General features: G+C 62.1%; 13 protein-coding genes. 10 read left to right on the top strand and 3 right to left on the bottom strand.

Features of this window, described 5'->3' with window-relative positions:
• Window positions 1-14 precede the first annotated feature (14 nt).
• A complete protein-coding gene (locus tag IVB36_RS30160) occupies window positions 15-650 on the bottom strand; it encodes an HAD-IA family hydrolase (protein ID WP_018455936.1) in 636 nt (211 codons plus the stop codon).
• A gap of 111 nt (window positions 651-761) precedes the next feature.
• Here IVB36_RS30160 and IVB36_RS30155 point away from each other — a divergent pair, with 111 nt between their 5' ends.
• Entirely contained in the window at window positions 762-1,520 is a 759-nt protein-coding gene (locus IVB36_RS30155; protein WP_018455937.1) for a trypsin-like serine protease, read from the top strand.
• Between the two features lie 125 nt (window positions 1,521-1,645).
• The gene (locus tag IVB36_RS30150) at window positions 1,646-3,148 is read left to right on the top strand and encodes an NAD(P)/FAD-dependent oxidoreductase (protein ID WP_204513110.1); all 1,503 of its coding nucleotides are present in this window, start codon (window positions 1,646-1,648) and stop codon (window positions 3,146-3,148) included.
• A gap of 213 nt (window positions 3,149-3,361) precedes the next feature.
• Here the strand turns inward: IVB36_RS30150 and IVB36_RS30145 are convergent, their stop codons facing one another.
• Together IVB36_RS30145 and IVB36_RS30140 are read right to left on the bottom strand one after the other, a co-directional pair.
• Window positions 3,362-4,291, bottom strand: a complete 930-nt coding sequence (locus IVB36_RS30145) for a response regulator (RefSeq protein ID WP_007598081.1) — start codon at window positions 4,289-4,291, stop codon at window positions 3,362-3,364.
• The gene (locus IVB36_RS30140) at window positions 4,275-7,646 is read right to left on the bottom strand and encodes an ATP-binding protein (protein ID WP_018455940.1); all 3,372 of its coding nucleotides are present in this window, start codon (window positions 7,644-7,646) and stop codon (window positions 4,275-4,277) included. Before IVB36_RS30140 ends, IVB36_RS30145 begins: the two co-directional genes overlap by 17 nt.
• Before the next feature lie 175 nt (window positions 7,647-7,821).
• Here IVB36_RS30140 and urtA point away from each other — a divergent pair, with 175 nt between their 5' ends.
• The 8 genes from urtA to IVB36_RS30100 all read left to right on the top strand — a co-directional run bounded on the left by urtA (window position 7,822) and on the right by IVB36_RS30100 (window position 15,691).
• Window positions 7,822-9,081 carry an urea ABC transporter substrate-binding protein gene (gene urtA, locus IVB36_RS30135; protein WP_018455941.1) on the top strand — a complete coding sequence of 420 codons (1,260 nt, stop codon included), beginning with the start codon at window positions 7,822-7,824 and terminating at the stop codon, window positions 9,079-9,081.
• Window positions 9,082-9,229: 148 nt separating this feature from the next.
• Window positions 9,230-10,156, top strand: a complete 927-nt coding sequence (gene urtB / locus IVB36_RS30130; protein ID WP_018455942.1) for an urea ABC transporter permease subunit UrtB — start codon at window positions 9,230-9,232, stop codon at window positions 10,154-10,156.
• Between the two features lie 17 nt (window positions 10,157-10,173).
• Window positions 10,174-11,313, top strand: a complete 1,140-nt coding sequence (urtC, locus tag IVB36_RS30125; RefSeq protein WP_018455943.1) for an urea ABC transporter permease subunit UrtC — start codon at window positions 10,174-10,176, stop codon at window positions 11,311-11,313.
• Window positions 11,314-11,431: 118 nt separating this feature from the next.
• Complete coding sequence (gene urtD / locus IVB36_RS30120; RefSeq protein ID WP_018455944.1) at window positions 11,432-12,187, top strand: urea ABC transporter ATP-binding protein UrtD; 756 nt, start codon at window positions 11,432-11,434, stop codon at window positions 12,185-12,187.
• An 11-nt stretch (window positions 12,188-12,198) separates the two neighbouring features.
• Complete coding sequence (gene urtE, locus IVB36_RS30115; protein WP_018455945.1) at window positions 12,199-12,888, top strand: urea ABC transporter ATP-binding subunit UrtE; 690 nt, start codon at window positions 12,199-12,201, stop codon at window positions 12,886-12,888.
• Between the two features lie 27 nt (window positions 12,889-12,915).
• Window positions 12,916-14,145 (top strand): formamidase, encoded by a 1,230-nt coding sequence (fmdA, locus tag IVB36_RS30110; RefSeq protein WP_007598072.1) that lies wholly within the window; start codon window positions 12,916-12,918, stop codon window positions 14,143-14,145.
• A gap of 90 nt (window positions 14,146-14,235) precedes the next feature.
• Complete coding sequence (locus IVB36_RS30105; RefSeq protein WP_018455946.1) at window positions 14,236-14,610, top strand: zinc ribbon domain-containing protein; 375 nt, start codon at window positions 14,236-14,238, stop codon at window positions 14,608-14,610.
• 40 nt (window positions 14,611-14,650) lie between these two features.
• Complete coding sequence (locus IVB36_RS30100) at window positions 14,651-15,691, top strand: aliphatic amidase (protein ID WP_018455947.1); 1,041 nt, start codon at window positions 14,651-14,653, stop codon at window positions 15,689-15,691.
• Window positions 15,692-15,805 lie beyond the last annotated feature (114 nt).

Genomic DNA, 15,805 nt, shown 5'->3' with positions numbered 1-15,805 from the left:
CGGAGAATGACGCTCTAGCTCAGCTTCAATCCCGTCGCGGCCTCGAGCCCGGCGATCGCCTGGGCGCCGCTGGTGACCTTGATCGTCGTCATGCCCATCTCGCGTGCCGGCTTCAGATTGACGCCGAGATCGTCGAGATAGACGCAATTCTTCGGATCGACCTTCAGCGTTTCGACCATCAGCTGATAGATGCGCGGGTCGGGCTTGCGCAGGCCGATTTTGGCGGACTCGATGACATGGTCGAACAGCACCATCACCTCGGCGACATAGAGTGAGCGCCCGGTCATGCTGCCGATCGCATTGGCCGGCAGATTGTTGGTAATGCAGCCGGTCTTGAATTGCGCCTTGATGCGCTTCAACGCTTCGACCATCTCGGGGCGCAGATCGCCCTGAAGCAGCGGCAGCACGTCGCGGCCGCGCACCTCCGCGCCGAGCGCCAGCGATTCCGTCGCGAACAGTCTGTCGAACGTGTCGATATCGACCTCGGCGCGCTCGAACTTGGCCCAGGCATTTTCCAGATGATTGGCGGCATTGGTGCGCCGGATGATGTCGATGGGCAGGCCACGCTCTGTCTCGAACCGCGTGAACGCTTCAAACGGCGAACTCGTCAGCACGCCACCAAAATCAAAGATCACAGCCTCGATCGTCAAGATCCCGCCCTCGTCAATTCCTTTCCAAGAGCGCTAGCATGCGCTATCGGCAAGGGCCAGTCCGAAGCCATCCTAATGCTGTCACCGACGCCAACACCAAAGCGTGTTCCCATGAAGAAGCTCGTAACCCTCATTGCGATCGCGCTGCCGCTCGCCACGCCCGCTTATGCCATCGTTGGTGGCGGCACGCCCCAGGCCGATGGCGTCGCGCGCGCCGTCGTCACGATCGTCGGCTCGCGCGGCAATTTCTGTACCGGCACCCTCGTTGCGCCAAAGCTGGTGCTTACCGTCGCCCACTGCGTGCAACCCGGCGCGGACTACAAGATCGTCGATCGCGGCACCGACGGGCAGCCGCAACTGCTGAATGTCCGCACCGTCGCGATCCATCCGAATTTCAACATGCAGGCAATGCAAGCGCATCGCGCTACCGCCGACGTGGCGCTGCTGCAGCTGGAAATTCCACTCAAGGGAAAATCGACGGTGCCCGTCGGCGCGCCGAATATTCCGATCCAAGTCGGCAGCCGCTTCGTCGTCGCCGGTATCGGCGTCACCGTGCGTGGCGAGGGCAAGAGTGGCGGCGCGACGCGTGTTGCCGGCCTCGTCGCGACGGGTCAGCCCGGCACGCTCCAGATCCGGCTGGTCGACCCCGTAACCAACGGTGTTCGCGACGGAATTGGCGCCTGCACCGGCGATTCCGGCGGTCCCGTGTTCGAGGACAAGCCGACCGGATCCGTGCTCGTCGGCGTCATCAGCTGGTCCACGGGGCCGAACGGAGCCGCCGGCTGCGGCGGGCTGACCGGTGTTACGCCGCTCACGCTCTATCGCGACTGGATCTTGCAGACCGCGCGGAGCTGGGGTGCGGCGCTGTGATTTGACCGCGACCCGATCTATGTCATCTTGAAGCGGAAGCGCGATGGGCGACCATGTCCGTCGCGGAGGAAACGCGCCGCCCAACCAAGGGCGGCCACAAAAACAAGCAAGGCATAGAAGCAACAATGAATGTCGCTGTTCGCAGTCACGCCACGGCCAAACAGGCTTCTGAACATTTCGACGTGCTGATCGTCGGCGCCGGCATCTCGGGCATCGGCAGCGCCTATCACATGACCAAGCAGCTTCCGGGTGCGAGCTTCGTCATCCTGGAAACGCAGGCGACGTTCGGCGGCACGTGGACCACGCATCGCTATCCCGGCATCCGCTCCGACAGCGATCTCCACACCTTCGGTTATAGCTTCAAGCCCTGGGTCGGGCCGCCGATCGCGACCGCCGAGGAAATCCTCGCCTACATGAACGAGGTGATCGACGAAAACGATATCGCGCGGCATATCCGCTACAAGCACAAGATCAATTCGGCGAGCTGGTCGAGCGAGCAAAACCTCTGGACTATCGAGGCGGTGACGACCGACACCGGCGAAGCGAAAACATTCACTGCGAACTTCCTCTGGATGTGCCAGGGCTATTACCGCCATTCGGAAGGCTATACGCCGGAATGGAAAGGTACCGATCGCTTCAAGGGCCGCATCGTTCATCCGCAGACCTGGCCTGATGATATCGACCTCGCGAACAAGAAAGTCGTCGTGATCGGCTCCGGCGCGACGGCGGCGACGCTGGTGCCGAACATTGCCGACAAATGCGCGCATGTCACGATGCTGCAGCGTTCGCCGACCTATTTCCGTCTCGGCCGCAACGCCATCGAGATCGCGGAGGAGCTGCGCCGGCTGCAGGTCGACGAGGCCTGGATCCACGAGATCGTTCGCCGCAAGATCCTGTTCGAGCAGGACGCGTTCACCAAGCTTTGCTTGTCAAAACCCGAGCAGGTGAAAAAGGAGCTGATCGGGCAGATCAGCGCAGTGCTCGGTCCGGAGTACGATGTCGACACGCATTTCACGCCGAGCTACCGGCCGTGGCGGCAGCGCATCGCCTTCGTGCCCGATGCCGATCTGTTCAAGGGCATCGCCAGCGGCAAGGCGTCCGTCGTCACCGACGAGATCGAGTTCTTCGTTGAGAACGGCATCCAGCTCAAATCCGGCAAGCTGCTTGAGGCCGACGTCATCGTCACCGCAACCGGCTTCAATCTCGCGGCGCTCGGCGACATCGCCTTCGAGGTCGACGGCAAGCCGCTCGCTTTCGGCGACACCGTCACCTATCGCGGCATGATGTTCACGGGCGTGCCGAACATGGTCTGGGTCTTCGGCTATTTCCGCGCCAGCTGGACGCTGCGCGTCGATCTCGTCGCTGACTTCGTCTGCCGCCTGCTCGGTCACATGAAGGCCAAAGGCAAGAAGAAGGTCGAGGTCAAGTTACGCGCCGAAGACCACAACATGCCGATCCTGCCCTGGATCGATCCGGAAAACTTCAATCCCGGCTACATGATGCGCAACATGGACCTGCTGCCCAAGCGCGGCGACAAGCCGGAATGGCAGCACAGCCAGGATTACTGGACCGAAAAGGACGAGATCCCGAAGACGAATCTGGATGGCGGGGAGTTTGTGTACGGGTGAGGACTAGGCGCTAACCAAGCATTGCAACGTCGTCCCGGCCTAGTGCGCAATTGCGCACGGGGGCCGGGACCCATACAGCGAGGCCTATCGATTGCGGACGGTGCTAGTCCGAACGACTAGTCTTCGCCAAATCACTCCCTGGGGTTATGGGTCCCGGCCTTCGCCGGGACGACACGGTGTGCTGAGTCACATCCCAACTCACTCGGAGCAAGACTACGAATTCCTTCTTGTCGCATTCGTTGCAATCGCCGCAGCCGCGGTCCGGTTCTCGACTCCAAGCTTGGAGTAGATCTGCTCGAGATGCTTGTCGACCGTGCGCGGGCTCAAGCCCAAAATCTGCGCGATGTCGCGGTTGGTTTTGCCCTTGCTGAGCCAGGCCAGCACCTCGCCTTCGCGGGTAGTGAGGCCGAGCTCGCTGGTGAACTCGGGTGGCGGCGCGGTGCCGGATTCCCTGGAGAGCCGCAGCAAGAACTCGTTCGGTGCGGTCTCGCCCATGTAGTACAGCCGGAGCTGAGGATTGTCGGGCAAGGAAGCCGCCTGAGACTTCGAGCTGCCCTTGCCCTTCGCCTGCTCCAGCCATTGCAGCAATGATACCGGCAGGACGAAATCGTCGTCGGCCTGCGCGCCGTGGTGGTCCGCCAGCAGCTTCTGCGCCTGCGGGGTCGCCCACAACAATTTGCCCTGGCGGTTGACCGCGAACAGGAATCGGCCGGAGACATCGAGCGCGGCGCGTGCGCTTTGCGTCAGCCGCGCATTGCCGAGATGAACGCGGATCCGCGCCAGCATCTCCTCGATCACGATCGGCTTGGTCACGTAGTCGACGCCGCCGGCCTCCAGCCCGCGCACGATGTGCTCGGTCTCGGCGAGCCCCGTCATGAATATCACCGGGACATTGGCAAGGCCCGCATCGCGCTTGAGGCGGCGGCAGGTCTCGAACCCGTCCATGCCCGGCATCACAGCGTCGAGCAGCACGATGTCAGGCGTGATTTGGTCGACGATACGCATCGCGGCCGCGCCATCGAGCGCCACCATCACCGTCATCCCGGCGCTGTCGAGCGCGTCGGTGAGCAGCCGCAGCGTCTCCGGGGAGTCGTCAACAACGAGCGCGACGTCGCGCTTTTTCGACTCAGTGCTCATACGCATGCAACGTCTTCAATGTGGCCATGTACTGGCCGAGATCGAAGCGGTCGATCAGCGACCGCATTTCCGCGACGAAGTCGGCATGTTCAGGGTGCTCACTGCCGATCTCGTCCAGCTTCAACTGGATAGCCTTGACGTAGCCGATCTGACCGAGCCCGATCAGAGCCTCGATGTGTCGTACAGGCGGCCGCGAGCCGCTCTCCGGCCGCCACAGCGGCACCGCGATCTCCTCCGAGCCGTATTGCCATTCGACCTTGAGAAGCTGGCGGATACTTTCCAAAAGCCTGGGAATATCGATCGGCTTCATCAGGTAGCCGTCGTGGAAAGGCTGTGCCAGCGGTGTGCCGTGCGCCTCGAGCGCGCTGGCAGACACCATCAGGATGCGCGCCTGATGGTGGCCGCTGGCGCGCAGCGTCTCCGCCACCGTCCAGCCGTCCATGCCAGGCATGGAGATATCGAGCAGGAACAGATCAGGCCGGCAGTGCTGGGCTAGCGCCAGGCAGCCAGGCCCGTCGGGCGCGCTGAGCAGGATGAAGCCGAGTGGGGTCAACACCTCGCGCAGGAGGTCGCGATGCACGGGATCGTCGTCGGTGATGAGGATGGTCTTGCGCGCGCCGTGATAGCCCGAGATCGGGGCCTCCACCGGCGCAATGCGCTGCGGATTGGTGACTTCGGATAGCAGCATCTTGACCTTGAACGTGCTGCCGCTGCCGACCGTGCTCAAGACCTTGATGTCGCCGCCCATGACGCCGGCGAGCAACCGGCTGATGGTGAGGCCCAGCCCCGTGCCGGTCTGCGGCTGCGAGACACCGAGCGCGCCACGTTCGAAAGGTGCGAAGATGCGTTCGAGATCGTCGCCCTGGATGCCGGGGCCGGTGTCGATCACCTCGAACTCCGCGACCGGGCTGCGATAGTGCACCACGAACTGCACACTGCCGACCTGGGTGAATTTGATCGCGTTGGACAGCAGATTGATCAGCACCTGGCGCAGCCGCTTCTCGTCGGCATAGACCACGACCGGCAAATGCGCCGGCCGCCTGAACACGAAGTCGATGCTCTTGGCCGCGGCCTGAAGGCGGAACATGCCGACGAGCTGGTCGAGGAATTCGGTCAGGCGCACCTCGTCGCGCGACAGGTACAGCCGCCCCGCCTCGATCTTGGAGATGTCCAGAATGCCGTCGATCAGGCCGGAGAGGTGATCGGCGCTGCGGCGGACGACGCGGACCTGGTCGCGCGGCTTGGTGTTGAGCGTGGTGTCCTGCTCCAGGAGTTGGGCATAGCCGCTGATCGCATTCAGCGGCGAGCGCAGCTCGTGGCTCAGGCCCACCACGTAGCGGCTCTTGGCGAGGTTGGCGGATTCTGCGATTTCCTTGGCGCGCTGGAGCTCGGCATCGGTGCGCTTGTGGGCGTCGATCTCCTGAATCAGCAGCGTGGTCTGGCGTCGGGTCTCGGCCTCGGCGGCCCGTCGGCTCTGCTGCGCCAGCACGAACAGCCAGGCCACCACGCCGATGATGATGCTGAGCGAGAAGAACACCTTCCAGAGCACGTTGGAGACGAGCATGTTCTCGCCAGGCACGCTGACCGAGCTCTGGAGGTAAATCAGCCCCAGCACCAGCGCGACGAGGCCCGCGGAGACCACGAACACACCGATGTAGTGGCCGAACTGCGAGTTGATCCGCTGATAGATCGCCTGCGGCAAGATCCTGGCGAGTGCGTCGGCGAACTGCACCTGCGCGCGCGCATGCGGTTTGCACAAATCGTGGCAGCGCGCATCGAGCGAGCAGCATAGCGAGCAGATCGGGCCGGCATAGGCAGGACAGGAGGTCATGTCCTCCGGCTCGAAATGGTGCTCGCAGATGCAGCACTGGATCGATTCGATGTTGGCCCAACTCCTCTTCGGCTTGCGCGCGATGTAATATTTTCCGTCGGTGAGCCAGGCGATGACGGGCGCGGTGACGAAGGCGACCGTCAGCGCGACGAAGGCCGCGAGCGCTTTCATGGTCGAGCCGAACAGGCCGTAGAATGCCGCGATCGAGACGATGGTCGCGATCGTCATCGCGCCGACGCCGACCGGGTTGATGTCGTAGAGATGGGCGCGCTTGAACTCCATCTGCGGCGGGCGCAGGCCGAGGGGCTTGTTGACCACGAGATCAGAGACCAGCGCACCGACCCAGGCGATCGCGACATTGGAGTAGAGCGCGAGCGTCTGCTCCAGCGCCTTGTAGACGCCGATCTCCATCAGCAGCAAGGCCACCATCACGTTGAACACCAGCCAGACGACCCGGCCCGGATGGCTATGAGTGAGACGCGAGAAGAAGTTCGACCAGGCGATCGAGCCTGCATAGGCGTTGGTGACGTTGATCTTGAGCTGCGACAGGATCACGAACGCGCCGGTGAGTGCCAGAGCCATGTCCGGCTGCGACAACACGTAGCGAAACGCCTCGAGATACATGTGCGCAGGCTCGGCCGCCAGCTCGCTGGAGAGGCCGTGGCTCAGCGCGAAGAAGGCGAGAAACGAGCCCAGCAGCAATTTCAGCGCGCCGAAGATGATCCAGCCGGGCCCCGCGATCAGCAGGGCGGCCCACCACGACGTTCGCGAGGTGCGGCGGTCGCGCGGCAGAAACCTGAGGAAGTCGACCTGCTCGCCGATCTGAGCCACCAGCGAAAACACCACGGAGGATGCTACGCCGAACAGCAGTAGATCGAAATGTCCGCTGGGGTCGCCGTGCTCGCCGGCGAATTTGCGCCATTCCGTGAACGAGTAAGGGTTGGCCCAGGCGATCGCCGCGAAGGGCAGGATGTGCAGGATGATCCAGATCGGCTGCGTCCAGAGCTGGAAGCGGCTGATCAGCGTGATGCCGTAGGTGACAAGCGGGATGATCGCGACCGCGCTGATGAGATAGCCGATCGGGCGCGGAATGCCGAAGCACATCTCGAGCGCCGTGGCCAGGATCACCGCTTCGATCGCGAAGAAGATGAAGGTGAAGGAGGCGTAGATCAGCGACGTGACGGTCGAGCCGATATAACCGAAGCCGGCGCCGCGGGTGAGCAGGTCAATGTCGATGCCGCATTTGGCGGCATAATAGGCAATCGGGACGCCGCAGCAGAAGATGATGATGGAGACGACGAGGATCGCGGCGGTGGCGTTGGTAACCCCGTAATTCAGGGTGATGGTGCCGCCGATCGCCTCAAGCGCGAGAAAGGAGATGGCGCCCAGGGCAGTGTTGGCGACGCGGGCAGCGGACCACCGGCGCGCGCTCTTGGCGGTGAAGCGCAGCGCGTAGTCTTCCAGCGTCTGGTTGGCGACCCATTGGTTGTACTGGCGCCTGACGCGATCTATTCGCTGCCGCCCTGCCACTTCAGCCCCCACTCCTACTCCCGAACGCGCCGGACCCCCTCGCAAAATCCGTACCAAAAGCCTACGTCGTCATTTTGCGGTGCAGTATACGCGATCTTGCGTATGCTTGCAGTGCACAAATTCGAGCCATCCTCACGGCACCAATCGCGTGTCCTCGAACAACAGTGGGGTGCTCATGTCAGACGAAGCGAACAAGGGCCTGTTATCGCCGCTCCGGCGCAAATTATTGATGGGAATGGCGGCCGTGCCGGCCATCACCATGCTACCGCGAGCATCTTTTGCGCAGGCCCCAGCGACCTCGGCAGTCAACACCACGGGTCTCGCGGTCACCGACACCGAGGTGACGGTCGGCATCCTGCATTCGGCGACCGGCACCATGGCCATCTCCGAGACCGGCTCGATCGAAGCCGAAAAGCTTGCCATCGAGCAGATCAATGCCATGGGCGGCGTGCTCGGTCGCAAGATCAAGTTCATCCAGGAAGACGGCGCCAGCGACTGGCCGACCTTTGCCGAGAAGGCCAAGAAGCTGCTGGTCAACGACAAGGTCGCGGCGATCATGGGCTGCTGGACCTCGGCGTCCCGCAAGGCCGTGCTGCCCGTCATGGAGCAGTACAACGGCATGCTCTATTACCCGACCTTCTACGAAGGTCTCGAGCAGTCCAAGAACGTGATCTACACAGGTCAGGAAGCCACTCAGCAGATCCTCGCCGGCCTGAACTGGATCGCCAAGGAGAAGGGCGCCAAGTCGTTCTTCTTCATCGGCTCCGACTACATCTGGCCGCGCACCTCGAACAAGATTGCGCGCAAGCATGTCGAGAACGTGCTGAAGGGCAAGGTGGTCGGCGAAGAGTATTATCCGCTCGGCAATACGCAGTTCAATTCGGTCATCAACAAGATCAAGCTGACCAAGCCCGACGTGATCTTCACCGACGTCGTCGGCGGCTCGAACGTCGCGTTCTACAAGCAGCTCAAGGCGGCCGGCATCGACCTCTCCAAGCAGGCGCTGCTCACGATCTCGGTGACCGAAGACGAGATCGACGGCATTGGCGGCGAGAACATCGCGGGCGCCTATGCCTGCATGAAGTACTTCCAGTCGCTCGACAATCCGAACAACAAGACCTTCGTTCCTGCGTTCAAGAAGATGTGGGGCGAGAAGACCGTGATCGGAGACGTCACCCAGGCTGCCTATCTCGGACCGTGGTTGTGGAAGTTGACGGTGGAGAAGGCGGGCTCCTTCGACATCGACAAGATCGCCGCGGCGTCGCCGGGCATCGAGTTCAAGGGCGCTCCGGAAGGCTATGTGCGCATCCACGAAAATCATCACCTCTGGTCGAAGACCCGGGTGGGACGCGCCAAGCTCGATGGCCAGTTCGAACTGATCTACGAGACCGCCGATCTGGTCGAGCCGGATCCGTTCCCCAAGGGCTACCAGTAAGACGAGATCTATCAGTTAGTCACGGCGTTCGTCGCCGTTTCCCTCTCAGGCAAAACCTCTCCCTGGCGTGGACCGCAAATCCACGCCCAAGACCCCCGCGTCGCGAACCTGCTCGCGACGCGGGACCCTTTCCCGACGGAGGACATCGATGTTCGGCGACTACTCGCTTGGTGACCTTGGCTCCATCTTCGTCATGCAGGGCTTTGCAGGACTGATCCTGTTCTCCGTCTACGTCCTGATGGCGCTGGGTCTTGCGATCATCTTCGGCCAGATGGGCGTCATCAACATGGCCCATGGCGAGTTCATGATCCTTGGGGCCTACGTCACCTGGATGACCTCGAGCTTCTTCCAATCCTATTTGCCGAGCCTGTTCAGCGGCTATTTCTTCCTCGCGATGATCCTGGCCTTTGTCGCATCCGGTGCGTTGGGGATGCTGGTGGAATGGGTGCTGATACGGCATCTCTACAAGCGCCCGCTCGACACGCTGCTCGCGACTTGGGGCCTCAGCCTGATCCTGCAACAGGCCTATCGCTCCGTGTTCGGCGCGCGCGAGGTCGGCGTCGAGCTGCCGCAATGGATGCTCGGCTCGCTGCACGTGACCGACAGCATCGAAGTGCCGATCAACGGCGTCTTCGTGATGTGCCTCACCGTCCTGATCACTGTCGGCGTCGCCTACGTGATGTACAAATCGCGCTGGGGTCGACAGGTGCGCGCCGTCGTGCAGAACCGCATCATGGCCGGTGCCGTCGGCATCAACACCGAAAAGGTGGATCGCTACACTTTCGGCCTCGGCTGCGGCATTGCCGGTGTCGCTGGGAGCGCCTTCACCATGATCGGCTCGACCGGGCCGACCTCCGGACAGCTCTACATCGTCGATACGTTCCTGGTGGTCGTGTTCGGCGGCGCGGCAAGCCTGCTCGGCACCATCGCATCGGCCTTCTCAATCTCGCAGACCCAATCCACCCTCGAGTTCTTCCTGTCGGGCTCGATGGCTAAGGTGCTGACGCTGCTTGCCGTTGTCGGAATCCTGATGCTGCGGCCGCAGGGTCTCTTCGCCCTCAAGGTCCGCAAATAACAAGAAGCAGGCAAGTCATGGTCATCAACTCACGCTTCTTCAATCGATCCGAGCTCATGGGCTTCCTCGTGCTGGCCGCCGTGCTGTTCGTGATCCTGCCGCTCTCGCTGGATGTGTTCCGTCTCAACCTCGTCGCGAAGTATCTGACCTACGCCTTCGTCGCGCTCGGTCTCGTGCTGTGCTGGGGCTACGGCGGCATTCTCAGTCTGGGGCAGGGCGTGTTCTTCGGCCTCGGCGGCTATTGCATGGCGATGTTCCTCAAGCTGGAGGCCTCCAGCGTCGAAAATACCAAAATCCAGTCGACGCCAGGCATCCCGGACTTCATGGACTGGAATCAGATCACGTCACTGCCACTGTTCTGGCAGCCGTTTCACAGTCTCGCCTTCACCATCCTCGCCATCATCTTGGTCCCCGGCATCTTCGCGCTGATCATCGGCACTGCGATGTTCAAGCGGCGCGTGGGCGGCACCTACTTTGCCATCATCACCCAGGCGGTGGCGGCCATCCTCACCATCCTGATCGTGGGCCAGCAGGGCTACACCGGCGGCATCAACGGCATGACCGACCTGCGCACCCTCAAGGGATGGGACATCCGGCCCGACCACGCCAAGGTCATCTTGTACTTCGTCGAAGTGGTGCTGCTGTTCGCCTGCATCGGCATCGCGCAGTTCATCCGCCTGACCAAGCTCGGCCGCATCCTGGTGGCTATGCGCGAACAGGAGGACCGCGTCCGCTTCTCCGGCTACAGCGTCGCCAACTTCAAGATCTTTGCGTTCTGTATGGCCGCGGTTTTCGCCGCGATCGGCGGGGCCATGTTCGCGCTCAATGTCGGTTTCATGTCGCCGTCCTTTGTCGGCATCGTGCCGTCGATCGAGATGGTGATCTACACCGCGGTCGGCGGACGGATGTCGATCTTTGGCGCGATATGGGGGGCCATTCTGGTGAACTTCGCCAAGACCAGCCTGTCGGAATCCTTTCCGCAACTCTGGCTGTTTGGTCTCGGCGCGCTGTTCATCGCGGTCGTGCTCGCTTTCCCGAACGGCCTGTCGGGGCTCTGGGCCGACTATGTGCAGCCGCGCGTCGACCGCCTTTTCGCCTCGCGCAAGAAGCCGGGCTGGAGCGACAATTCGGTTGCCGACGGCGCACCAGCAGAGTGAGGAGACCATCATGCTCGTCGGTCATCACGATGCCGATGCCATGCTGGCAGTGAGGAGATAGGTCATGCTCGTCGGTCATCGCGATGCCGATGCCACGCTGGCAGTGAGGAGATAGATCATGCTCGTCGGTCATCAGCCCAAGGAATTCCTGCTCGCGGTCTCCGGGCTGACGGTTTCCTTCGACGGCTTCAAGGCCGTCAACGATCTCTCGTTTTACGTCGAGGAGAACGAGATCCGCGTCATCATCGGCCCCAATGGGGCCGGCAAGACCACGGTGCTTGACCTGATCTGCGGCAAGACCAAGGCGACCGAAGGCTCGATCCAGTTTCGCGGGACCGAGCTGACCAAGCTGAAGGAGAACGAGATCGTCAAGGCCGGCGTCGGCCGCAAGTTCCAGACGCCGTCGGTGTTCGAAGACCTCACCGTGTTCGAGAATCTCGAGATCTCGTTTCCGCGCGGCCGCACCGTATTCGGCTCACTCACGTTCCAGCGTGACCAGCTGGTGAGGTCACGCGTCGGAGAGGTTGCCGAGATGATCTTCCTCAAGGACAAGCTCAACACCTATGCCTCCGAGCTCAGTCATGGCCAGAAGCAATGGCTCGAGATCGGCATGCTGCTGATTCAGGATCCTGACCTGCTCATGCTGGACGAGCCCGTCGCCGGCATGAGCGTGTCCGAACGCACCAAGACCGCCGAGCTGCTCAACCGCATCATCAAAAACCGCTCGGTGCTCGTGATCGAGCACGACATGAAGTTCGTCGAGGACATCGCGCACAAGGTCACCGTGCTTCACCAGGGCCAGATCCTCTCGGAAGGCACCATGGAAAAGGTGAAGAACGATCCCAAGGTCGTCGAAGTTTATCTCGGTCACTAAGGAGCGCGACGATGCTGGCTATTTCTGATCTTCACGTCGCCTACGGCCAGAGCGAGGTGCTGCACGGGCTCAACGTCAAAGTCGCGCCCAACGAGATCGTGGCGATCATGGGTCGCAACGGCATGGGCAAGACCACGCTGATGAAATCGCTGATGGGGATCCTGCCGGCCAAGAGTGGCTCGGTGACCATGGACGGCGCCGAGCTCGGCAGCCTGCCGAGCTACGAGCGGGTGGCCAAGGGGCTCGCCTATGTGCCGCAAGGCCGCATGATCTTTTCTACCATGACGGTGAAGGAGAACATCGAGACCGGCCTCGTGGTCTCCGGCGGAACCGAAGTGCCCGGTGACATCTACGAACTGTTTCCGGTGCTGCTGGAGATGAAGGACCGCCGTGGCGGCAATCTCTCCGGCGGCCAGCAGCAACAACTCGCGATCGCTCGTGCGCTGGCGACCAAGCCAAAAGTGCTGCTGCTCGACGAGCCGACCGAAGGTATCCAGCCGTCGATCATCAAGGAGATGGCGCGCACGCTCAAGCACATCCGCGACGAGAAGGGGCTTTCAATCGTCGTGTCCGAGCAGGTCCTGAGCTTCGCGCTCGATATCGCCGACCGTGTGCTGGTGATCGAGAACGGCGAGATCGTCCGTGATGATCCGCGCGGCGCCGTCGATGCCGCACAGGTCTCGAAATATCTGTCCGTCTAACCAACCGTGTAAAAGGGGAGCCTCTCGATGCCAGAGACACTGATCAAGGTCGATCTCACCAAGTCGGCCTATGAAAATGACATGGTGCATAACCGCTGGCACCCCGACATTCCGATCGTGGCCTGGGTCAATCCCGGCGACGACTTCATCATCGAGACTTATGACTGGACCGGCGGTTTCATCAAGAACAACGATTCCGCCGACGACGTGCGCGACATCGATCTGTCGATCGTGCACTTCCTCTCCGGCCCGATCGGCGTCAAGGGCGCCGAGCCCGGTGACCTCCTCGTCGTCGACCTGCTCGACGTTGGCCCGATGAAGGAGAGCATGTGGGGCTTCAACGGCTTCTTCTCCAAGCAGAACGGCGGCGGATTTCTTACGGATCATTTCCCGCTGGCGCAGAAGTCGATCTGGGACATCAAGGGTCTCTACACCTCGTCGCGGCATATTCCGGGCGTCAACTTCGCCGGCCTGATCCATCCCGGCCTGATCGGCTGTCTCCCCGATCCGAAGATGCTGGACACCTGGAACAAGCGCGAGGCCGAGCTGATCGCAACCAATCCGACCCGTGTGCCCGGCCTCGCCAATCCGCCGTTCGCGCCGACCGCTCATGGCGGCCGCGCCAAGGGCGAGGTCAAGGACAAGATCGGAGCCGAAGGCGCGCGCACCGTGCCGCCGCGGGAGCATGGCGGCAATTGCGACATCAAGGACCTTTCGCGCGGCTCGAAGATCTACTTCCCGGTCTACGTGCCCGGCGCCGGTCTCTCGATGGGCGATCTCCACTTCAGTCAGGGCGACGGCGAGATCACCTTCTGCGGTGCGATCGAGATGGCCGGCTGGCTGCATCTGAAGGTCGAGGTGATCAAGGACGGCATGGCGAAGTACGGCGTCAAGAATCCGATCTTCAAGCCGTCGCCGATCACACCGAACTACAAGGACTATCTGATCTTCGAAGGCATCTCGGTCGACGAGGCCGGCAAGCAGCACTATCTCGACGTCACCATCGCCTACCGCCAGGCCTGCCTGAATGCGATCGAATATCTGAAGAAGTTCGGCTACTCCGGCGCCCAGGCCTATTCGATCCTTGGTACGGCACCGGTTCAGGGGCACATCTCCGGCGTCGTCGACGTGCCCAATGCCTGTGCCACATTATGGCTGCCGACGGAAATCTTCGACTTCGACGTGATGCCGTCCTCGGCAGGTCCGATCAAGCACATCAAGGGCGATATCCAGATGCCGATATCGCCGGACAAGTAATCCCTGCGCGACCGGATGCGAGACGGCGTATCTGCCGCCCCGCATCCGCCGCGACAGTTCTCTCACAGACAACAGCGTAGGGATGATGCGATGCCGGTCTATGAATATCTCTGTGACGATTGCGGTCCGTTCAAGGATATGCGCCCGATGGCCGAATGCGACGATCCGCAAGCCTGTCCGCAATGTGAAATCATGGCGCCCCGCGTGATTCTGACCGCCCCGAACTTCTTCTGCATGCCGTCGGAGACGCGCAAGGCTCACGCCGCCAACGAGCGCAGCACGCACGCGCCGCAGACGCTGGCGCAATACAAGGCCTCGCATGGCCCCGGTTGCGGCTGCTGCTCCACGGGCAAGAATTCGTCAAAGAACGCGCCGGATAAGAACAAGCCGGCGCGGCTGGTGACCAAGACCAGGAGCGGTGCCAAGGGTTTTCCCACCGCGCGGCCCTGGATGATCAGTCACTGATTCACGCGGCAATCTCAAACAGAGTAGAGGAGCAATTCAAATGCTTCACGGTGACATCTCCAGCAGCAACGACACCGTCGGCGTCGCGGTGGTCAACTATAAGATGCCGCGCCTGCACACCAAGGCCGAGGTGCTCGACAGCGCCCGCAAGATCGCCGACATGGTGGTGGGCATGAAGACCGGCCTTCCCGGCATGGACCTGGTGATTTTCCCGGAATACTCCACCCAGGGCATCATGTACGACTCCAAGGAGATGTATGAGACCGCTTGCGCGGTGCCCGGTGAAGAGACCGCGATTTTTGCGGAGGCCTGCCGCAAGGCCAAGGTGTGGGGCGTGTTCTCGCTCACCGGCGAGCGCCACGAGGAGCATCCGCACAAGGCGCCCTACAACACCCTGATCCTGATGAACGACAAGGGTGACATCGTGCAGAAGTACCGCAAGATCATGCCGTGGGTGCCGATCGAGGGCTGGTATCCCGGCAATTGCACCTATGTCTCCGACGGCCCGAAAGGGATGAAGGTCAGCCTGATCATCTGCGACGACGGCAACTTCCCGGAGATCTGGCGCGACTGCGCCATGAAGGGGGCCGAGCTGATCGTGCGCTGCCAGGGCTACATGTATCCGGCCAAGGAGCAGCAGATCCTGATTTCAAAAGCGATGGCATGGGCCAACAATGTCTATGTCGCGGTCGCCAACGCTGCCGGCTTCGACGGCGTCTATTCTTACTTCGGTCACTCCGCGATCATCGGTTTCGACGGCCGCACCCTCGGCGAGTGCGGCGAGGAGGACTACGGCATCCAATATGCCCAGCTGTCGAAGCATCTGATCCGCGATGCGCGCCGCAACGGCCAGTCGCAGAACCATCTCTACAAGCTGGTCCACCGCGGCTACACCGGCATGATCAATTCCGGCGAAAGCCCGCGCGGCCTCGCCGTCTGCCCCTATGATTTCTACAAGAACTGGATCGCCGATCCCGAAGGCACCCGGGACATGGTCGAGGCGATGACGCGCGCGACGCCCGGTACCGCCGAATGCCCGATCGACGGCATCCCGAATGAAGCGGCGCCCACCAATTACTAAGCCGTTGCCCAAATCAGTGTGTGTGAAGGCGTGCCGCTCGCTCCCGTTGGGACGCGGCGCCGCCCCAGATGATCAGTCATTGATGTGAACGACGGTCAATACTGCGACCGAACC

It is taken from the genome of Bradyrhizobium sp. 35, from assembly GCF_023073215.1.
Classification (GTDB): Bacteria; Pseudomonadota; Alphaproteobacteria; order Rhizobiales; family Xanthobacteraceae; genus Bradyrhizobium; species Bradyrhizobium canariense_D.
Note: the sequence above shows the minus strand (reverse complement) of the source record. Positions and strands in the feature narration are given on the sequence as shown.